At 67.1% G+C, this 20571-nt stretch carries 21 protein-coding genes; 17 read left to right on the forward strand and 4 right to left on the reverse strand.

Features of this window, described 5'->3' with window-relative positions; genetic code table 11:
• Nucleotides 1–8: 8 nt before the first annotated feature.
• On the forward strand, nt 9–2240 hold the full coding sequence (locus ABUA28_RS12370; protein ID WP_349904492.1) for a HelD family protein: 2232 nt from the start codon (nt 9–11) through the stop codon (nt 2238–2240).
• A 23-nt stretch (nt 2241–2263) separates the two neighbouring features.
• Here ABUA28_RS12370 and ABUA28_RS12375 read toward each other — a convergent pair whose 3' ends face one another.
• Nucleotides 2264–3583 (reverse strand): MFS transporter, encoded by a 1320-nt coding sequence (locus ABUA28_RS12375; RefSeq protein ID WP_349904493.1) that lies wholly within the window; start codon nt 3581–3583, stop codon nt 2264–2266.
• A 38-nt stretch (nt 3584–3621) separates the two neighbouring features.
• Between ABUA28_RS12375 and ABUA28_RS12380 the strand changes: the two genes are divergently transcribed.
• Nucleotides 3622–4788 carry an acyl-CoA dehydrogenase family protein gene (locus ABUA28_RS12380; RefSeq protein ID WP_349904494.1) on the forward strand — a complete coding sequence of 389 codons (1167 nt, stop codon included), beginning with the start codon at nt 3622–3624 and terminating at the stop codon, nt 4786–4788.
• Between the two features lie 237 nt (nt 4789–5025).
• Nucleotides 5026–5901 (forward strand): nuclease-related domain-containing protein, encoded by an 876-nt coding sequence (locus ABUA28_RS12385; protein WP_349904495.1) that lies wholly within the window; start codon nt 5026–5028, stop codon nt 5899–5901.
• 28 nt (nt 5902–5929) lie between these two features.
• Here the strand turns inward: ABUA28_RS12385 and ABUA28_RS12390 are convergent, their stop codons facing one another.
• Genes ABUA28_RS12390 through ABUA28_RS12400 form a run of 3 tightly spaced genes read right to left on the reverse strand, consistent with a single transcriptional unit; the run spans nt 5930 to nt 8161 of the window.
• Complete coding sequence (locus ABUA28_RS12390) at nt 5930–6193, reverse strand: protealysin inhibitor emfourin (protein ID WP_349904496.1); 264 nt, start codon at nt 6191–6193, stop codon at nt 5930–5932.
• Entirely contained in the window at nt 6190–7245 is a 1056-nt protein-coding gene (locus ABUA28_RS12395) for a M4 family metallopeptidase (RefSeq protein ID WP_349904497.1), read from the reverse strand. Before ABUA28_RS12395 ends, ABUA28_RS12390 begins: the two co-directional genes overlap by 4 nt.
• 34 nt (nt 7246–7279) lie before the next feature.
• The gene (locus tag ABUA28_RS12400; protein WP_349904498.1) at nt 7280–8161 is read right to left on the reverse strand and encodes a metallophosphoesterase; all 882 of its coding nucleotides are present in this window, start codon (nt 8159–8161) and stop codon (nt 7280–7282) included.
• Nucleotides 8162–8263: 102 nt separating this feature from the next.
• On the opposite strand from ABUA28_RS12400, the gene ABUA28_RS12405 reads away from it, so the two are divergent.
• The 14 genes from ABUA28_RS12405 (at nt 8264) to ABUA28_RS12470 (ending at nt 20477) form a co-directional block, all read left to right on the forward strand.
• Nucleotides 8264–9007 (forward strand): dienelactone hydrolase family protein, encoded by a 744-nt coding sequence (locus ABUA28_RS12405; protein ID WP_349904499.1) that lies wholly within the window; start codon nt 8264–8266, stop codon nt 9005–9007.
• 16 nt (nt 9008–9023) lie between these two features.
• Nucleotides 9024–9854, forward strand: coding sequence for an aldo/keto reductase (locus ABUA28_RS12410; RefSeq protein WP_349904500.1), 831 nt, complete (start codon nt 9024–9026; stop codon nt 9852–9854).
• 286 nt (nt 9855–10140) lie between these two features.
• Nucleotides 10141–10758 (forward strand): nuclease-related domain-containing protein, encoded by a 618-nt coding sequence (locus ABUA28_RS12415; protein ID WP_349904501.1) that lies wholly within the window; start codon nt 10141–10143, stop codon nt 10756–10758.
• Nucleotides 10759–10914: 156 nt separating this feature from the next.
• Entirely contained in the window at nt 10915–11379 is a 465-nt protein-coding gene (locus tag ABUA28_RS12420) for a hypothetical protein (protein ID WP_349904502.1), read from the forward strand.
• A 137-nt stretch (nt 11380–11516) separates the two neighbouring features.
• Nucleotides 11517–11786 (forward strand): 30S ribosomal protein S15, encoded by a 270-nt coding sequence (rpsO, locus tag ABUA28_RS12425; protein WP_349904503.1) that lies wholly within the window; start codon nt 11517–11519, stop codon nt 11784–11786.
• A 130-nt stretch (nt 11787–11916) separates the two neighbouring features.
• On the forward strand, nt 11917–12612 hold the full coding sequence (locus tag ABUA28_RS12430) for a lysoplasmalogenase (protein ID WP_349904504.1): 696 nt from the start codon (nt 11917–11919) through the stop codon (nt 12610–12612).
• A gap of 37 nt (nt 12613–12649) precedes the next feature.
• Complete coding sequence (locus ABUA28_RS12435; protein WP_349904505.1) at nt 12650–12847, forward strand: hypothetical protein; 198 nt, start codon at nt 12650–12652, stop codon at nt 12845–12847.
• Between the two features lie 27 nt (nt 12848–12874).
• Nucleotides 12875–13303: a hypothetical protein gene (locus ABUA28_RS12440; RefSeq protein WP_349904506.1), complete on the forward strand. Its 429-nt coding sequence runs from the start codon at nt 12875–12877 to the stop codon at nt 13301–13303.
• 117 nt (nt 13304–13420) lie between these two features.
• Nucleotides 13421–14452 (forward strand): nitronate monooxygenase, encoded by a 1032-nt coding sequence (locus tag ABUA28_RS12445; protein WP_349904507.1) that lies wholly within the window; start codon nt 13421–13423, stop codon nt 14450–14452.
• A gap of 9 nt (nt 14453–14461) precedes the next feature.
• Nucleotides 14462–14986: an adenine phosphoribosyltransferase gene (locus ABUA28_RS12450; protein ID WP_349904508.1), complete on the forward strand. Its 525-nt coding sequence runs from the start codon at nt 14462–14464 to the stop codon at nt 14984–14986.
• Nucleotides 14987–15061: 75 nt separating this feature from the next.
• Nucleotides 15062–16210: an LLM class flavin-dependent oxidoreductase gene (locus tag ABUA28_RS12455; RefSeq protein ID WP_349904586.1), complete on the forward strand. Its 1149-nt coding sequence runs from the start codon at nt 15062–15064 to the stop codon at nt 16208–16210.
• Nucleotides 16207–16866: an FMN reductase gene (locus tag ABUA28_RS12460; RefSeq protein WP_349904509.1), complete on the forward strand. Its 660-nt coding sequence runs from the start codon at nt 16207–16209 to the stop codon at nt 16864–16866. Before ABUA28_RS12455 ends, ABUA28_RS12460 begins: the two co-directional genes overlap by 4 nt.
• Nucleotides 16867–16988: 122 nt before the next feature.
• Nucleotides 16989–17759 (forward strand): IclR family transcriptional regulator, encoded by a 771-nt coding sequence (locus ABUA28_RS12465; protein ID WP_349904510.1) that lies wholly within the window; start codon nt 16989–16991, stop codon nt 17757–17759.
• 465 nt (nt 17760–18224) lie between these two features.
• Nucleotides 18225–20477, forward strand: a complete 2253-nt coding sequence (locus tag ABUA28_RS12470) for a polyribonucleotide nucleotidyltransferase (RefSeq protein WP_349904511.1) — start codon at nt 18225–18227, stop codon at nt 20475–20477.
• The last annotated feature ends 94 nt before the right edge of the window (nt 20478–20571 follow it).

Raw genomic sequence — 20571 nt, forward strand, 5'->3', positions numbered from 1 at the left:
AACACTACGTGAGCGATACAGAACTGCAGCATGAGCGTGACTACGTTCACGGGCTCTACAGGCGGCTCGATCAGTTGCAGGCCGAAGCGGAGCACCAGCTCGCCGCGGTACGCAGAACGGATGTCGGCGGCAACCACCAGAGCCGCTCGGAGCGCGACACCTTCGCCAGGATGTACGAGGACCGCATCGTGCAGCTGCGCGGGATCACCGAGCGGCTGGCCTTCGGTCGGATCGAGTTCTCCGAGGAGGCCGCCCATGACGACGCCGACGGCGTCGTGCGGTACATCGGCCGCATCGGCCTGCGCGACGAGGAACTGCGCCCGATCCTGCTCGACTGGCGGGTTCCGCAGGCGAGTGCGTTCTACCAGGCGACCGCGGCGACGCCGCTCGGCGCGCGCGCGAGGCGGCACCTGATCTCCCAGGGGCGGGACGTCATCCGCATCGAAGACGATGTCTTCGACCCCGAACTACTCGACGCACACTCCTCCACGCTGCAGGGCGAGGGAGCTCTCCTGGCCTCGCTCACCGCGCAGCGGACCGGGCGGATGTCCGACATCGTCGCGACGATCCAGGCCGAACAAGACCGCATCATCCGCTCCGACATGGCCGGAGTACTCGTCGTGCAGGGCGGGCCGGGGACGGGCAAGACCGCTGTCGCGCTGCACCGCGCCGCGTACCTGCTGTATTCGAACCGGGAGCGATTGCGCAATTCCGGCGTCCTGATCGTCGGGCCGTCGCGCTCCTTCCTGCACTACATCGAGTCTGTGCTTCCCTCGCTCGGCGAGACCGGCGTGGTGCTCGAGAGCGTCGGCCAGCTCTTCCCGGGCGTCGACACAAGCGAGGAGGATCCCTCCGCGACTGCGGAACTCAAGGGGCGCACGCTCATGGCAGATGTCATCGCGCGCGCCGTGCGCTCCCGCCAGCGGGTGCCCTCCGAGGTGCAGGACCTCGAGGTCAATGGCGACACGGTGCGCCTCGACCCGCAGATCATCGTGGGCGCCATGCAGAAGGCGCGCGAGACGGGCAAGCCGCACAATGAGGCACGGGTGACCTTCGTCAAGAGCGCCCTGAACCAGCTCACGAGGCGCTGGGCCGAGCAGCTCAAGGACGCGGGCAATTCGATCGACGAGTCCGATCATCCGATGCTGCGCGAGGACCTGCGCACCGCCTACGACGTGCGCGTCGCACTCAACACGGCCTGGCTTCCGCTCACGCCGCAGAAACTGCTGCGCGATCTCTACGCGCGGCCGGCCTGGCTCGCGGAGCTCACCCCCGGGTGGACGCCGCAGCAGCGCGAACTGCTGCGGCGCGACCGGGATGCCCCGCTCACGGTGTCCGATGTGCCGCTGCTCGACGAGGCCGCGGAGCACCTCGGTGAGTATGACGTCGTGAACGCGGCGAAGAAGCGCGAAGAGAAACTGCAGCGCAAGCGCGACATCGAGAATGCAGAGCACGCGATCGAGAACATGCAGGTGGGTGGCCTCGTGAACGCGGAGGCGCTCGCGGACAATTTTGCCGAGCTCGGCGATCGCCAGACCACGGCGGAGCGCGCGGCGGCAGACCGCAGCTGGACCTACGGGCACATCGTGGTGGACGAGGCGCAGGAACTCTCGCCGATGCAGTGGCGGATGCTGCTGCGCCGCGGGCCGTTGCGCTCGTTCACGATCGTCGGCGACATCGCCCAGGCCGCGTCGGCATCCGCCGCACCGAACTGGCGGCAGGCGCTCGAACCGCTCCTCGGCCGATCGCCAGAGGGGGGGCGGTGGCGGCTGGAGGAGCTCACCGTCAACTACCGCACCCCGAGCCAGATCGCCGCCGCTGCGGAGAAGATGGCGGTGGAACACGCCCTGCCGATCACCTCGGCCCGCTCGGTGCGGGAGAGCGAGTGGCCAGTGGCGGTCGTGACGGATGTCGTGGAGGCCGTGCGCGCCGATCTCGCCATCGACGACACCGGCACTCTCGCGGTCATCGCGACGGACGCCGAGGTTCCGGTCCTGCACGCGAGGCTCAGGGCCGAGTTCGGCGACCTCGTCGGGCTGGGCGCCGACGGCCTCGCACTGCCGATCGCCGTGCTAAGCCCCCGGGAGTCGAAGGGACTCGAGTTCGACTCCGTGGTGCTCGTCGACCCGTCCGGCATCGTGGCCGGTGAGCGGGGGGCGTCTGCTCTGTACGTGGCCATGACCAGGCCGACCCAGCGGCTGACGCTCGTCGCGAGTGGAGCACTGCCTGCCGGGCTCTGACTCGCGCTGTCTTCTGGCCGGGCCTACGGCGTCGGATTCAGCGCGTCGTAGTGCCGGAAGGTGCGCTGCCAGTGCACGAGTGATCCGACGAGCACGACGATGACGACGCCTCCGAGCAGCGGGGGAAGCCAGAGAGAGCCGAGTCCGACCGCGAGGCCGATGTAGATGTCGCCCAGGCGCGGTCCCCCCGTCACGACCACGGTGAAGATGCCCTGCAGGCGACCGCGCATGTTGTCCGGCACCGCGGTCTGCAGCATCGTCATCCGGAAGATCGCGCTCACGTTGTCCGCGGCACCCGATCCGGCCAGCAGCAGAGCTGCGATCACCACTCCTGCGAGGTGGGCACCACCGAGCGACTCATCGTGCGAGGGGTTCGCACTTGCCACGAGCAGCACGACGCCGAAGGCGGCGATACAACCTCCGTACAGCACGATGGCGGTGCGAATTGCGGTGCCCTGCATGCGCACCTGGCCGACTCGTCCCGAAAAGATGCTGCACACGAGCGTGCCGATCGCGCTCGCGGCGGTGAGGATTCCCACCGTGATCGCCCCGCCGCCGAGTACGAGCGCGCCCACCGCTGGGAAGAGCACCCTGGGCTGGCCGAAGGTCATGGCGATCATGTCGACGATGAACGACATGCGGATGTTCGGTGCGGTGCGAAGGAACGCGAGCCCGTAGCGGAGCGATTCCAGGCCCGGCCGGTGCACTTCTCCCTCGGGGTGCAGTTTCGGGAGCGACACGATGCCGAGGAACGCCGCGAGAAACAGTACGACATCCGCCGTGTAGGTCCAGGCGAAGCCGACGCCGGCCACGAGGACGCCGGCGAGCGCCGGGCCGACGGTGACCATGAGCCCGCTGCTGATGCCTCCGAGTGCCGAGGCCGCGGGCAGCAGCCGCAGAGGAAGGATTCGCGGGAGTACGGCAGAGCGCACCGTGCCGATCATCGTGGCCGCGACGGCGTTCATCGTGGTCAGCAGGTAGAACGGCCACACCGCGTCGACCCCGGTCCAGGCGAGAGCGGCGAGGCCGATCGTGGAACCCCAGGCGGTCACCGCAGCCCAGATCATGAGCAGCCTGCGGTCGAAGGCGTCGGCGAGCATCCCGCCGTAGAGGCCCGCGAGCACCATGGGGATGAGCGCGAAGGCCCCGACGAGGGCGACGGCACCGGTCGAGCGCGTGAGATCGTAGACGTGCAGCCCGACGGCGAGAATGGTCATCTGTCCGCCGATACCCGAGATCGCATTCCCCGCCCACAATCGGGCGAAGGCCGGACTCTCACGCAGCGGACTCAGGTCGACGAAGAACGTCCGCCTGGGCGGTCGCTCGTTGGGATGAGAACTCACTACTGCTCATCCTGCCGCATCCTGCGATGCTTGAGTACATGCCGACCACAACGAGACGCCACCAGATCCTCGACGACGAACTGCTCGCCCGCATCCACGACCGGGCCGCCGATTACGACAGGGACAACGCCTTCTTCACCGAGGATCTCGACGAGCTGAAGGCGATCGGCTATCTCCGCGCCCTCGTGCCCGTCGAACTGGGCGGCTTCGGCTTGAGCCTGCAGCAGCTCGCGCACGAGCAGATGCGCCTGGCCGCGGCAGCACCGGCGACCGCGCTCGCCGTCAACATGCACCTGGTCTGGACCGGCATCGCCAAGACGCTGCGCGACCGAGGCGACGCCTCGCTCGAGTTCATCCTGCGCGAGGCGGCGGCAGGCGAGGTCTTCGCCTTCGCCATCAGCGAGGCGGGCAACGATCTCGTGCTCTTCGGCAGCCAGACGGATGCGCGCCCACAGCCGGACGGCAGCTACCAATTCACCGGCACCAAGATCTTCACGAGCCTCTCGCCCGCCTGGACCCGGCTCGGCCTGTTCGGCCTGGACACCGTCTCCGCGGATGCCCCCAAGCTCGTCCACGCCGTGGTCGATCGCAGCACACCCGGCATCACCGTGCTCGACGACTGGAACACGATGGGGATGCGCGCGAGCCAGAGCAACAGCACGAAACTGGACGCGGTGCGCGCGGCCCCCGACCGCATCATCCGCCGGCTCGACCCGGGTCCGAACCCCGACCCGCTCATCTTCGCCATCTTCGCGAACTTCGAGATCCTCGTCTCCTCCGTCTACACCGGAATCGGCCAGCGTGCCCTCGAGCTCGCGGTGGAGAGCGCGCAGCGGCGCAGTTCGGCCAGGACCGGAACGACGAAGGACCAGGACCCGGACACCCGCTGGAAGATCGCCGATGCCGCGATCTCACAGGATGCGGTGCTGCCGCAGCTCGATGCGCTCGCGCGGGATGTCGACGACAACGTCGATCGCGGCGCCCAGTGGTTCAGGGCGCTCGTCGGGCTCAAGCTGCGGGCGACGGCCAATGCGCGCTTCGTCGTGGACCAGGCCATCCGGGTCGCGAGCGGGTCGAGCTATTCCGCCTCCAGCGAGCTGGGGCGGCTGTACCGTGACGTCCTCGCCGGCGGCTTCCACCCGAGCAACGAGGACTCCGCGCACTCCACGGTGGCGACCGCACTGCTCGGCCCCGTAGCATCCTGAGGCGACACACCGGTTAAAGACTCGTCGCCCGGTGCGGCACTTGGTGCGGCTCTTCCGGACGACGAGTTGTTCTGTCTCCAGAATGCGCCTCCGTCGGTGGCTTTGCAACCCCTTCGGTGAATTGCCCCTCAGGGTGGGGCTCCCTGCACTGGGGGTCGCGCACCATCCAATCAGCCGCCATTCTGAGTTCGGGGACGACGTGCGCGACGACACTGTGCACGAGGGCAGGCAGGGACAATGGGGCAGAACGGTCGACCGGACGACGAGCAGCGCGACGGGCTCGACGGAGCTTCGGAGAACGTTTCTGTCGTCGCTCCGGTGCTGCACGAGAGCGCGGCAGGGCGATTCACGGTCGACGAACTCGTGCGCGCGAGGGCCGCGGAGGAGCCTCGATCCCTGATGGCCAGGCTCTTCGGCGTCGATCCGATCGGCGCGGAGAGTGCTCCGTTGTTTGCGCGTGTGCTGGGCGAGCGTGCGATGGGTGCGTTGTTTGCGCAGCTCGATGACAGCTGGACGGTGCTGCACTCCATCCCCGTCGGGTCTTCCGGTGACCGGCTCGACCATCTCCTGGTCGGCTCGGCGGGCGTGTTCGCCGTGACCACACGCAGTCACCCGGGCGAGGACATCTCGGTGTCCGGACGCACGGTGCTGGTCGGGGAGACGAAGGTTGCACACATCCGGGACGCAGAACTCGCGCTCGGCAACGCGGAGCGACGGCTGAGTGCGTCCGTGGGCGAATCGCTCGTCGTGACGGGCCTGCTGGTCTTCGTCGACCCGAAGTCGCTCTCCCTGCGTGCCGTGCCGAAGGACCTCGAGGTGCTGTCGTCGCGGGAGGTGGTGCAGTGGCTCGAAGCGCAGCCGGAGGTGTTCGATGAGGCAGAGGCGAAGCGTGTCGCGGGGGTCGCACGCCTCGTATCCACCTGGGATGCGCCTCCCGCGGAGACACAGGAGACGGCCACAGACGAGTTCGATGGCCTGTTGCGCCTCGTGGCGCGCGCGAGCAGTATGCGCCAGCTCTGGTTCGGCACTCTCATCCTGGTGATCGTCGTTGCCGCGACTGCGCTCGCCACGCTCGCCATCGTCGGAATGATTCCCCGCGGCGGACCTCACTGATCCACCCCGCGGCGAGCCCGGGCTCGCGTCAGTCGGACGCCTCCTGCACGCGATCCACCAGTTCCCGCCACGGGCCGATGAGCGCCTGCTCCGGCAGGGTGATGCGATGTGGTGAACACTGGATCCGATAGCTGAAGGCGTCCGGCTTCGCTCGCTCGTGTGGCGTGTCGTGCCAGGGGAGCCGATCGAGAAACTCCAGCCACGAATCGCGATCCTCCCGCTCGTCGATGCTGACCTCCCAGCTGCGGGTGACTCCGGCGAATCCACCGCTGCGCACGACGGTGACCTTCATCCCGTCACCTCGACCTTCTGCCAGGCAGCGACGACCGCGCTGTGCTCTGCTGATCCGCTGCCGTAGCGAGCGGCTGCGGCGTCCGTTGTCTCCACCGCGAAGCGCGTGAAGTCGCAGTCCGCGGGAAGGGTGCCGCCGACGAGGGTGTCGTACCAGATCTGCCCCGCGCGATCCCAGGCGTGCCCGCCGAGCGCGCTGGCCACGAGGTAGAAGGCGTGATTGGGGATGCCCGAGTTCAGGTGCACTCCACCGTTGTCGTCCTCCGTGGTGACGTAGCCGCTCATCGTCGCGGGCTGCGGGTCCTTGCCGAGCACGTCGTCGTCATACGCGGTGCCCGGGGCTTTCATCGACCGCAGCGCCTTGCCCTGCACCTGTTCTGTGAACAGTCCTGCACCGATCAGCCAGCTCGCCTGCGCTGCATCCTGGTGGCCGGCGAACTGTTCGACAAGCGCGCCGAATGCGTCGGAGATCGACTCGTTGAGTGCGCCGGACTGCCCCTCGTAATCGAGACCGGCCGTGTATTGCGTCACACCGTGGGTGAGTTCGTGTCCGATCACGCTGAGGGACGAGGTGAAGGTCTCGAAGATGGTACCGTCGCCGTCGCCGAACACCATCTGCTCACCGTTCCAGAACGCATTGTCGTAGTCCCGGCCGTAGTGCACCGTCGCATTGAGCGGCAGGTTGTGATCATCGATGGATGCGCGCCGATACGCCACGCGATAGAGCTCATGGGTGCTGCCCAGACCGTCATACGCCTCGGTGACGGACGCATCCGCCCCGGCGGGATCGCCCTCGCCGCGTACCTTCCGCCCAGGAAGAACCTCGCTTCCTTGGGCATCGAAGATGGTGCGATGGGGTCCTTCGAGCGGCGAACGTCCCGCGGCACGCACTGTCCCGCGAATGCCCGTGGATCGTGCCGTAGCGCGCAGGCCGCGGAACGGATCGTCACGCTCCCTGGATGCGCGTGCGGAGAGTGCCGCGCGTTCGAAGCGCGGATCCTCGAGCGCCGCGATTCGCTCGAGCAGGTAGGGCGGAACGATGAAGCATTCCATCGTTCGATGCTCCCACTTTTGGCGCACAATGTCGCTAGCGGGTGTCGACCCGGCCTGCCTCGTCCGAAATTCTCTCGACCGTGGCCGCGTCGAGGTGGAACAGCTGTTCGCCGTCGTGCGGCCCGTAGGAGCGCAGCGGCACCGAGCGCACCCCGCTGCCGCTCAGGGTCACGAGAGTCGCCCCCGCTCCGATCACGGCGCGCTCGGTTCCCTCGGGCACGAGCACGTCCGTCGTGTTTGCAACGCCGGGGGCGATGACGACCGGCACGCCCGCGAAGGCGTCGCGCACGGCGTGGTGATAGTGCCCGGAGAGGATGACGCGTACGTCGGAGGCGCGCACGATCTCCACGAGGTCCTCGGGGTTGTACAGCTCGAGGGCCTGGAGGAGCGCAGTGGAGGCGGGTACCGGGGGATGGTGCAGGACGAGCACGGTTCCGGCCGGGGCCGGAGTGGCGAGTACGCGGGCCAGCCAGTCGAGCTGGTCGGAGCCGAGCTCGCCGTAGCCCGCGCCCGGGACGGAGCTGTCGAGGGTGACGATCCGCCATCCGCCGACGGTGCTGACCGCATCCACCGGGTCGTGCTCCGACCCCTCGGAAGGCGTGCCGTGGCCGGTGCCGAGCACCTTCCTGAAGCTCGTGCGGTCGTCGTGGTTGCCCATCGTGTACACGATCGCGGCGTGATGCGCCGCCGCCCAGGGCTCAAGTGCGGAGTGCAGCCGTTGGTAGGAGCGAGGCGAGCCGTCTTCGGACAGGTCGCCGGAGACGACGACAAGGTCGACCGCCCCGAGATTGGAGAATCGCTCGAGGGCGCGGGCCAGCGTGGCGAAGGTGTCGACGCGGCCGTAGTGCAGTGAGTCGTCTCCGAAGAGGTGGGTGTCGGACAGGTGCAGGATTCTGAGGGGTGAGGTCTCGGGCACCCTGCGACACTACCGCCGCGGAAACGGGGTAGGGCCGGGCAACGCCGCGGAGACCGCGCTTCCGTGGCGCACACGTTCGGCAGCGTGTGCGATGATCGCGGCATGGGCACTCTCATCGAACTGGACACAGCGCAGGGAACACTCACCGCCTATCGGAGCGAGCCCGCCGGTCCGCCGCGCGGCGGCCTCGTGCTTGTGCACGAGATCTGGGGTCTCGTCGAGCACATCAAGACCGTGGCGGATCGATTTGCCGCGGAGGGCTACCTCGTGCTCGCCCCGGACCTCTTGAGCGGCGTCGGCGTCCCGCCAGAGATCGGGCAGGAGCTCCAGAACCTCACCTTCCACGCTGACGAGGCCGAACGCACCAGGGCGCAGCCGCTCATGCGCGAAAAGCTTGCACCCTCACGGTCGCCGGAGTATGCGCAGTGGGCTGTCGCGGCCCTCGAAGCGGTGGTCGATGCGCTCGCCGCCGAACCCGGCGTGAATGGCCGCATCGCCGTCACCGGCTTCTGCTTCGGCGGCAGCTACAGCTTCGCGCTCGCGGCCGCCGACAGACGCATCCGTGCCGCGGTGCCGTTCTATGGCCAGCCGCTGGAGAACTCTGAGCTCGCAGAGCTGTCCTGTCCGATCCTGGCCTTCTACGGCGACGAGGACGCTCGGCTCATGGAGAGTCTCCCGCGGGTCACCGCAGCCATGGCGGATGCCGGCGCGGAGTTCACGCCGAAGGTCTATGCGGGTGCACGGCACGCCTTCTTCAACGACAGCAACCCGGCCACGTACGACAAGGACGCCGCGGCGGACGCCTGGACGCGCACCCTGGACTTCCTCGCGCGATCCCTGGGCTGACCGGCAGACTGGAGTCATGACAGTCCCCGCAACCACTCTCAACGACGGCAACGCGATCCCGGCGCTGGGTCTCGGCACCTACGGTCTCCGCGAGGAGGACGGTACGGCGGCCATGGTCGCCGCGATCGACTCGGGGTATCGCCTGCTCGACACCGCCCTCAACTACGAGAACGAGCGAGCGGTCGGTGATGCCGTGCGCCGCTCCGCGGTGGCGCGAGAGGAACTCTTCGTCACGACGAAGCTGCCCGGGCGCCATCATGGCTACGAGGAGACGCTCGCGAGCTTCGAGGAGTCGCGCGCCGCGCTCGGTCTCGACTACGTCGATCTCTACCTGATCCACTGGCCGCTGCCCAGGGTCGACAGGTATCTCGACTCGTGGCGAGCCATGATCGAGCTGCGTGATCGCGGACTGGTCCGCTCGATCGGCGTCAGCAACTTCACCGAAAACCACCTCGCGAGGCTCATCGAGGAGACCGGCGTGACACCCGCCGTCAACCAGGTCGAACTGCACCCGCGTTTTCCCCAGGCCGCACTGCGTGCCTTCCACGCCGAGAGGGAGATTGCCACCCAGAGCTGGAGCCCGCTGGCGCGGGCCAACGCGGTCACGGGGGAGCGCGCCGTTCTGGCCGCCGCGGAGGCGCACGGGGTCACCCCGACACAGGTGGTGCTGCGCTGGCACCTGCAGCTGGGAGCCATGCCCATCCCCAAGTCGGCCAACCCGGAGCGACAGCGCGAGAACCTCGACGTGTTCGGCTTCGAGCTGACGGATGCGGAGCTGGCGTCGATCTCGATGCTCGAGTCCGGGCGCCTCTGGGATTCAGACCCGGAGACCCACGAGGAGTTCTGACCCGCGAATCTGTCCTCCCTTTTGGGGGCTTCTGGGGTACATACGCCTGGAGTACGCTCGGGTGATCTGATCCGGGAGAGCAATGACTGGTATTGCAACCCACGGAGTTTTCGCGCCAGGACTGTCCACCCGCGGCCCGGTTTCATCCGTGCTTGAAGACTGCCTGAGTGCCCAGCTGAGAGCGGCGCCTCGTGGGGCGATCGCGCGCTTTTTCGGCGTCTGCCCGCTGACGTGGCAGGCGCGCGCCGCCTATCGCGCCGCAGTGCACCAACGGCAGACGCAACGTGTGTTCTCGCAACTCGGGCCAGAGTTCGCGGTGTTGCGCACAATGTCCGCGGAGATCGAGCCCGATCACCTTGTGATCGGACCACCCGGGATCTTCGCGGTCACCACACGAGGTTTCCCGGCCAAGAGGGTGCGGGTCGGCGGCGCGAGATTCCTGGTGAACGGTAGGAAGAACGGCTGTGTGCCTCTGGCCAGACGCGGGGCAGCAGAGCTGTCGCGGGAGCTCAGCGAGGTCGCAGGCGCCCACATCGACGTGACCCCGGTCATCGTCGTCATCGATCCGCGATCTCTCTCGCTGAGCGAGCCCGAGATCGCCGTCACAGAATCCGCGAAGGTTGCGCGCTGGTTTGCCGGGATGCCGAGATCGATTTCCGACGACACGGCGGAATATCTCGCGGCCGTGGCGGCAATGCCGGGCACGTGGCAGCGGGATGGCGCGGCAGGAGACGACGAAGAGCGTCACGCCGATCGCTTCGACCGGCTGCGCCGGGAAGTCGAGGCGGCGCGGGAGCGCGCGCACCACTGGATGTACGCGGCACTGTCCGTGCTGGCCGGAGGGGCGGCGGTTGCGGCCGTCGCCTCATCGAGCACGGTGATGTCGTGGATGGGACTCTCCTGAAGGGGGTATGAACGGGCCGTCGGCCAGGGGGCAGACGGTCTATCGACGAGGGTGTGCGCCTTTTCCGTGCAAAGGCCTGGGCGCACATCCTCGATTCGTCTCGGTACCGACTCCTCGGTGCCTGGTACCTCCGGGTGGGATTGGTAGCGTTGAGCCGTGAACACTCGGGGGAATTCAGAGACCACGTCGTCGGCTGTTACAGCGACGACAGAGCAGCCGGATGCGCGCTTTGTCGCGGCAATGACCGCGGTCGTCGGCATCGTCGCCGGTTTCGCGCCGTTCCTCATCACGCTCGCTGCCGTCGTGTTCGGGCCCTATCTCCCGTACCCCGTTGGCGCGCTCGTCTCCTTCGTCCTGGTGGCTGCCTGTGTCACTGTCTCACTCGTTGCCGGCATCCGCGCCCTGAAGCTCCTGCGGGCGATCGCCCGGCAACGCCCGCAGCTGCCGAAGCTCAGGGGAGCAGCGGCGACGATGCCGGTCCCCGTCGACCGCGCGCTCGTCACGATCAGGATCGCCGCGATCGCGGGAATCGTGCTGGGGTGCCTGAACGGCCTGTTCCTGCTCGGCAGCCTCGCGCTGAACATCCCCGGCATCGTCTGGCAGCTCTCCATCGTCCGATAGCGGGGGTGTCACAGGTCCGGGCGACGACCGCCCCGATCGGTGATAAACTCGCAAGGTTGCCGTCCAACGGCCGCGGATAAAGAGAGCTCGCACAGTGGGTGACGGGCACCGCGCAACGAGAGAGAGGGGCCATCTATATGCCATTAGCACCAGATGCCAAGAAAGCGATCATCGACGAGTACGCAACTCACCCTGGTGACACGGGGAGCCCCGAAGTGCAGGTCGCAATGCTGACCGCGCGCATCAAGGACCTCACGGAGCACCTGAAGGAGCACAAGCACGACCACCACTCACGTCGTGGCCTGCTTCTGCTGGTTGGCCAGCGTCGTCGTCTTCTCGGCTACCTGTCCGATATCGACATCAACCGCTATCGCGCGTTGATCGAGCGCCTCGGACTGCGCCGATAACGTTCGAGACGACCGCGAGGTCGAACTCGCGAGGTCGAATGCTTGGCGAACGGGTCGTCACCTGCGGGTGGCGGCCCGTTCTTCATCCGCGTTCCCACCGAAATCACCTGCCGTCCCCTAAGGTCTAGGGATGAGCAAGGCACGCACCATAACGATGTTCGCGCCGTACCTGGTGGTCAGCGTGATACATCTCCTCGCGATCACTGCCGGGGCGACGACCATCGCGGGCTTCACGAAGCCCATTCTCATGGTGCTTCTCGCCGTCGCATTCCTGTTCTCGCTGCCCCAGGTGCGTGGCGAGGTCGCGCTCCTCGGGTCGCTCGGCATCCTGCTGTCCTGGCTGGGGGACACGACTCTGTCCTCGCCGGAGGGACTCGGCTTCCTCATCGGGCTGGGCTTCTTCCTGCTCGCACACATCGCCTATGTTGTGCTGTTTCTGCGTCGGCTCAGGACCCGTTCCTTCCGCCCGCTGTCGGTCATCTATCTCGTCTGGTGGATCCTGCTCGTCCTGTTGCTCGCGCCGCATCTCGGCTCCCTGCTGGGTCCCGTGGTGGTCTACGGGCTCGTGCTGTGCGCCATGGGCACTCTCGCGTTGCACTGCAATCGCTGGATCGCAGTCGGCGGCGCACTCTTCGTGATCTCCGACAGCCTGCTCGGCCTCGACAACTTCATGCCGAGCTTCTCGCTCTGGCAGGCCGGCTTCTTCATCATGCTGAGTTACCTGCTCGCGCAGGGCTGCATCGTGTTCGGCACACTTCGTTGGGTGTGGGCGGTGCGCAGACGCGACGCGGTCTCGCAACCCAGCGAGGTACGCGCAGCGGTCTGACGCGCTCGTGGCGGTGCGATGCCCGTAGGCTGGGACGATGGCCAACCCGCTCAAGCGGCTCTCTCGCATCCGTACGGTGATCTTCGTCTTCATCGTGCTGTTTGCCCTCGCGGGCTTCGTGCTGCACCTCGGCGTGGTGAGTTTTCTGTTCCGCGGCATCCTGCTGCTCGGGGTCGTCGCGCTGTTCGGAAGCTACCTGTGGGGCTTCTATCTCAAGTGGCGCAATACGCAGTAGCGTGCCCGTTCTCGTAGTGTGGCTATCGTGAATCTCTTCCGCCGCGCGCCAGAATCCAGCGAATACCCGAAGACGGATGCCGGAACGGGCAGCTTCGACCAGTACAACTACATCCTCGTGCCGAAGAACAAGCGCGTGACGATGCAGCTTGCCGGCAGCGACCAGTTCCAGGACGAGCTCGCCCGCGTTGCCGAGCGCGACGAGCTCGAATACGCCGTGTTCTTCGCCAAGCGCACGGACGAGGAGGAGCGCACGGACGCCCCTCTGCCCGCTCGCATCTTCACGGCTGATCGGATGTCCGGCCCGGTTGGCTTCGTGCCTCGCGGCCTCGAGCCGATCGTCTTCGAGGCCATCTCGCGGCTCGATCGCGCGGGCCGTTCCACGCGCATCCCGGGCGAGATCGTGCGCACCCGCAACGGGTTCCGCGTCGTACTCCTCATGGGCATGACCCGCTAGCTAACACCGCCCCCAACCCTCCGCCGAGCGTGCCTGTCTGCGCCGAGCGTGCCCGTCTGATCGGGTGCGAACGACCACGTTCGGCGTGAACGGGCACGCTCGGCGCAGAATGGGGGAATGTTCTCCTTCGTCGAGTGTGCGATTCCGCTCGTGGCCGCGCCCATGGCGGGTGGCCCGTCCACTCCGGCACTGGTTGCCGCTGCCGCCGAGGCCGGCGGCCTCGGGTTTCTGGGTGGCGGATACCTCACCGATGCCTCGCTTGGCGATCGGATCCGCGCAACGCGAGAGCTCACCTCGGCGCCGTTCGGAGTCAACCTGTTCGTGCCCGGAGCGCGCTCCCCGGCGTCGCGCGGACTGGATGCGTACCGCCGCGAGCTGCAGGCCGAGGCCGGGCGCTACGGGATCGAGCTGCCGGAACCGGATTCCACCGATACCGACCACTACGCAGACAAACTCGCGCTGCTATGCGACGAGCAACCCGTTGCCGTCGTGAGCTTCACCTTCGGGCTGCCCGGCCGCGACGCCGTCGCGGCACTGCACGCCGTGGACACGTGCGTCGCGATCACCGTCACGAACCGGCACGAGGCGCGAGCCGCGGTCGAGCGTGGCGCGGACGCTCTCGTGGTGCAGGGTCCAGAGGCGGGCGGTCACCGCGGTACCCACGACGTGGGTGCGAGTGCCGACGCGACGCCGTTGATCGAACTCGTGCGGGCCGTGCGGACATCCACGACACTGCCGATCGTGGCGGCGGGCGGGGTGTCCATGCGCGAACGCGTGGCGGAGCTGAGGGCCGCGGGGGCGTCCGTCGTCGCCGTGGGGACCGCGCTGCTCCGGAGCCCGGAGTGCGGTGCGTCGCAGACACACAAGGACGCGCTCGCCAGCGGCCAGTTCACCGAGACCAGGGTGACCAGGGCGTTCTCGGGCAGGCTCGCGAGAGCGCTCGTGAACCGTTTCGTCGCCGAGCACGACGCCACCGCGCCCGCCGTCTACCCGGAGGTCAACCAGCTCACTCGCCCCATCCGGGCTGAGGCAGTGAAGAAGGGCGACGCCGGCGGGCTCGCTCTCTGGGCGGGCACGGGGTACGCGTCTGCCCGCGCGACCGGCGCGGCCGACATCCTGCGAGAGCTCGCGCCGCATGGTGGCTCCTAGAGTGGAGCAGTGAATTCTCCCGCAACAGCCCACGTCGATCGCCTGCTCGTCACCGTTCCCGATTTCCCGCGCCCGGGCATCCAGTTCCGCGACCTCAGCCCGGTCTTCGCCGACGCGGAGGCCTTTCGTGCGGTCACGGAGGAACTCGTCGCGCCCTACGAGGAGCAGATCGACGTGATCGCGGGCGTGGAGGCGCGCGGTTTCGTGCTGGCGGCATCCGCCGCCTTCGCGGCAGATCGGGGTCTCGTCGTCATCCGCAAGGCAGGCAAGCTGCCCGGCCCGGTGCTCAGCGAGGCCTGTGATCTCGAATACGGGTCGGCGGTGCTCGAGATGCATCCGGCAACGGTGCCGGGTCAGCGCATGCTCATCCTGGACGACGTGCTCGCCACAGGTGGCACGCTCGCCGCTGCGGTGCGGCTCGCCGAGCGCGCGGGGTACGTGGTCGCGGGCATCGCTGTCGTCCTCGAACTCGAGGCACTCCGTGGTCGCGCCGTGCTGCCGGGCAGGGAACTGAGCTCGATTCTCACGCTGTAGAGCCTGGGAATACTTCCGCCCGAACGGTGGTTCTGTAGGATGTTCATGCGTACGCATAGAAAGCCTGAGGACAGCATGCAGTTCGGAATCTTCACCGTCGGCGACGTCACCATCGACCCCACCACCGGCATCGAGCCCACGGAGCACGAGCGCATCAAGGCCATGCTCACCATCGCCCAGAAGGCGGAGGAGGTCGGCCTCGACGTCTTCGCGACCGGCGAGCACCACAACCCACCGTTCGTGCCGTCGAGCCCCACCACGATGCTCGGCTACCTCGCTGCGAAGACCGAGCGCATCATCCTCTCGACCAGTACAACGCTGATCACGACCAATGACCCGGTGAAGATCGCCGAGGATTACGCGATGCTCCAGCACATCGCCGACGGCCGCGTCGACCTCATGATGGGCCGAGGTAACACCGGGCCGGTCTACCCGTGGTTCGGCAAGGACATCCGCGAGGGCATCCCGCTCGCCGTCGAGAACTATGCGCTGCTGAGGCGCCTCTGGGACGAGGATGTCGTCGACTGGCAGGGCAAGTACCGCACGCCGCTGCAGGGCTTCACCTCCACCCCGCGGCCGCTCGACGGTGTCGCACCCTTCGTCTGGCACGGCAGCATCCGCTCTCCCGAGATCGCCGAGCAGGCCGCCTACTACGGCGACGGCTTCTTCGCCAACAACATCTTCTGGCCGAAGGAGCACTACATGCAGCTCATCGGCTACTACCGCCAGCGCTTCGAGCACTACGGGCACGGCACGGCGGCCGAGGCGATCGTGGGCCTCGGCGGGCAGGCCTTCATGCGCAAGAACTCGCAGGATGCCGTGAACGAGTTCCGCCCGTACTTCGACAACGCCCCGGTCTACGGCCACGGTCCATCGATGGAGGACTTCACCGAGCAGACCCCGCTCACCGTCGGCAGCCCGCAGCAGGTCATCGACCGCTATGCGAGCATGCGCGAGAGCTTCGGCGACTACCAGCGCCAGCTGTTCCTCATGGATCATGCTGGCCTCCCGCTCAAGATTGTGCTTGAGCAGCTCGACATCCTCGGCGAAGAGGTGGTTCCCGCCCTGCGCAAGGAGTTCGGGAAGAACCGCCCGGCGAACGTTCCGGACGGCCCGACCCACGCCTCGCTCCTCGCGGCACGCCTGGCTGTTGACCCCGCATCCGTCGCCCCTTCGGAAATTCAGGACAATGCGCACGCCGACACGGTCGGAGGTGCGAAATGAGCCACGCAGAGAACCGCAGTCCTGAATTTCCGACACGGCGACTCGCGGCGGTCTCGTCCGGGCTCAGCCAGCCGTCGTCGACGAGGCTCCTCGCCGATCGCCTGGCCGATGCCACCGTGCGTCGACTGGCGGCAGAGGGTTACACGGCCGAGGTCGAGGTGATCGAGCTGCGGGATGTCGCCCAGGACATCACGAACAACCTCCTCACCGGATTCCCGAGCCCGCGCCTGGCCAAGGTGATCGAGTCGGTCACGGAGGCGGACGGACTCATCGCCGTCACCCCGATCTTCACGACCAGCTACAGCGGATTGTTCAAGTCGTTCATCGACATCCTCGACCCGCAGTCGCTCACCGAGCTGCCGGTGCTGCTCGGCGCGACCGGCGGAACGGAGCGGCACTCGCTCGCCCTCGACTATGCCATGCGCCCGCTCTTCACCCACCTGCACGCGGTCACGGTTCCGACCGCGGTCTATGCGGCCTCGAGCGATTGGGGCACGGGATCGGATGCCGGAAGCAGCACCCTGCCGGAGCGGGTCGAACGCGCGGCAGGCGAGCTTGCCACGCTCATGAAGACGAGCGAGCGCTCGACCGGGGTGCGCGATCCGTTCGCACTGCCCGCGGGATTCAGCCCGGTTGGTGGCTACGGCGCACAATAAGCTCTCGTGCCGGAACGAGTGAATGGGGGACAAAGCGAGAGGAATCCTCTTGCTTTGCCCTCGCCGCAGGACGATGATGGCGAGACAGAGACACGTCTCCGTCTGGGTTCGGGGAGCAGGGCATGGAATCGTCGACGTCAGCCACACTGATCGGATCGATCCAGCGAGCACTGTGGCTTGTTGACCTGGTTGCGAGTGCGTCGAGGCCGCTGAGTCCGAAGCAGATCTCCTCCGTGCTCGGGCTGAGCCTCGGAACCACCTACAACATCATCCGCACGCTCGTACACGAGGGCTATCTCGCGCAGGAACCGGACGGCATCATTCTCGGCGCCGGTCATCCGGTTCTCAGCGGGGCAGCGGATGACGGGGTCATCCTCTCGCAGGTACGCCAGGGACTGCGCGACATCACCCTCGAACTCGGCGCGACCTCATATCTCAGCAGGTACGACGACGGCGAAGTCACCATCGTCGACATCGCCGACGTGCCGAATGCGCCGAGAACGGAACTGTGGGTGGGCATCAGCCAGAGCGCCCATGCGACGGCGCTCGGCAAGCAGATACTGTCGGAGCTCACTCCGCACGAGCGCAAGGACTACCTCTACCGACACCCGATGGAGGAGCTGACCCAGCACACGATCAAGGATGCGCACCTGCTGCTGACCGAGCTCGAGCGGCCTGCGCCGGCGCGTCTCGACCGCCAGGAGTACGCGATCGGACTCACCTGCGTCGCGGTGCCCGTGCTCGCGCCCGGCACGATCGCCTCGCTGGCGATCTCGCTCCCGACCGAGAAGGTCAAGCACCTGGATTCCGTGGTCAAGCGCCTCAAGACTGCGGCGGGAACCCTGTCGCTCGTCTATGGCACCGATGCCCTCGTGAAGGATTTCACTATCTGAAATCTGACCACTGGCAGGCACGCGTCCGTCTCCATACAGTTTCTTTTGGGGGGCTGCTGCGCTACGCGCCGGTGCGGATGGGGTCCGACTCACATATTCGGGTTATGTCACTCGAGATCTCATCCGCGCCGCATTCTCCGCCGACTTCGGGGCGGGTTCTCGCGTCTTTCAGGGTCCGGCTGGTAGACTCGCCGAGGTTGAGCTGGTTTGACTGTCGTTCGCGGGAGTAAAACCGACCAGCTACGGAGCAGGCCGGCAAGACGCTGGTCACCGGTGGTGAATTACCGTCCCGAACGGTGACTTTCTACTGTTGGCCAGACAAGCGCCCCACTCTAGGGAACTCGCGCGTACACCACGCCGTGCCCGGTGAACCTCATCGGACGCAGGTGTCATCGAACCCGCTCCTGCTCCTTGACGAGTCGCGCCCACACGGGGTGCGACGTAAAACAAAGGAGAAACCCCCCTATGGAGGGTCCAGAAATCACATTCGCCGAGGCCGTTCTCGACAACGGTTCATTCGGCAAGCGCACCGTGCGCTTCGAAACCGGCCGTCTCGCCCAGCAGGCGCAGGGATCCGTCGCTGCGTACCTCGACGAGGAGACCATGCTGCTGAGCGCCACGAGCGTCAGCAAGCACCCGAAAGACAACTTCGACTTCTTCCCGCTGACGGTGGATGTCGAGGAGCGTTCCTACGCTGCAGGCAAGATCCCCGGAAGCTTCTTCCGTCGCGAAGGCCGCCCGTCCACCGAGGCGATCCTGGTCTGCCGACTGATCGACCGTCCGCTGCGCCCGACCTTCGTCGAGGGTCTGCGCAACGAGGTGCAGGTCGTCGTCACCGTTCTGGCCATCGCGCCGGACGAGTTCTACGACGCTCTCGCCATCAACGCGGCAAGCCTCAGCACCCAGATCTCCGGCCTGCCGTTCAACGGACCGATCGGCGGCATCCGCCTCGCTCTCATCGGCAACCAGTGGGTCGCCTTCCCGAAGTTCTCGCAGCTCGAGGAGGCCGTCTTCGACCTCACCGTTGCCGGCCGTCTCATCACCAATGCCAGGGGTGAAGAGGATGTCGCGATCATGATGGTCGAGGCCGAGGCCACGGAGCACAGCTGGGACCTCATCAAGGGCGGCGCGACCAAGCCGGACGAGGCGGTTGTCGCGCAGGGACTCGAGGCAGCCAAGCCGTTCCTCAAGCAGCTCATCAAGGCGCAGATGGAGGTCGCCGCGAAGGCGGCGAAGGAGGTCCAGGAGTACCCGGTCTTCCTCTCCTACGACCAGGCCACCTACGACGTCGTCGCGGGTGCCTCTTACGAACGTCTGAAGGACATCTACCAGATCGCCGACAAGATCGAGCGCCAGAACGCGGATGACGCGCTCAAGGACGAGGTCAAGGACGTCGTTGCGGCCAAGGTCGCAGCCGGCGAGCTGCCCGAGACGGCCAATGGCCAGGTCAGTGCGGCGTACAAGTCGGTCACCAAGAAGATCGTTCGCGGCCGCATCCTCTCCGAGGGCGTGCGCATCGACGGTCGTGGCCTGAGCGACATCCGTCCGCTCGACGCCGAGGTGCAGGTTGTTCCTCGGGTCCACGGTTCCGCGATCTTCCAGCGCGGCGAGACCCAGATCCTGGGCGTCACCACGCTGAACATGCTCAAGATGGAGCAGCAGATCGACTCTCTCGCTCCGGTGAAGAAGAAGCGTTACCTGCACCACTACAACTTCCCGCCGTACTCCACCGGGGAGACCGGCCGGGTGGGCTCGCCCAAGCGTCGCGAGATCGGGCACGGCTTCCTCGCGGAGCGCGCACTCGTTCCCGTGCTGCCGCCGCGCGAGGAGTTCCCGTACGCGATCCGCCAGGTGTCCGAGGCTCTCGGTTCCAACGGTTCGACCTCGATGGGTTCCGTCTGCGCATCCACGCTGTCGCTGCTCAACGCCGGTGTGCCGCTGCGCGCCCCGGTTGCCGGCATCGCGATGGGCCTTGTCTCCGATGAGGTCAACGGCGAGACGCGCTACGCCGCGCTCACCGACATCCTGGGTGCTGAGGATGCGCTCGGCGACATGGACTTCAAGGTCGCCGGTACCTCGGAGTTCGTCACGGCCATCCAGCTCGACACCAAGCTCGCGGGCATTCCGTCCTCGGTGCTCGATGGCGCGCTCGGCCAGGCCAAGGAGGCTCGCACCGCGATCCTCTCCGTGATCAACGCGGCGATCGACGCCCCGGATGAGATGGCACCGACCGCGCCCCGCGTGATCAGCGTGCAGATCCCGATCGACAAGATCGGCGAGCTGATCGGGCCGAAGGGCAAGACGATCAACCAGATCCAGGACGACACCGGAGCGGACATCTCGATCGAGGATGACGGCACCGTGTTCATCGGTGCGGTTGACGGCCCGTCGGCCGAGGCCGCGCGTGCCGCGGTCAACGCGATCGCCAACCCGCTCAACCCCGAGGTGGGGGAGCGGTTCCTCGGAACCGTCGTGAAGATCGCCACCTTCGGTGCCTTCGTCTCGCTCACCCCGGGCAAGGACGGCCTGCTGCACATCTCCGAGGTGCGCAAGCTCGCCGGTGGCAAGCGCGTGGAGAACGTCGAAGACGTGCTCGCCGTCGGCCAGAAGATCCAGGTCGAGATCACCAAGGTCGACGATCGCGGAAAGCTCTCGCTCGCTCCGGTCGAGGAGAACGCTGCTGTGGTTGATGCTGAGGTTCTGGCACCGCAGGCCTAGTCAGGACTGATCGAACGGAAGTGGCCGCCCCCCCGGGGCGGGCCCATCGGCGGTTTTGCGGTTGTGCGTTTGTGTGCCGCGGCGGGGTGGGTCC

The organism is Parafrigoribacterium humi (assembly GCF_040227205.1).
Classification (GTDB): Bacteria; Actinomycetota; Actinomycetes; order Actinomycetales; family Microbacteriaceae; genus Parafrigoribacterium_A; species Parafrigoribacterium_A humi.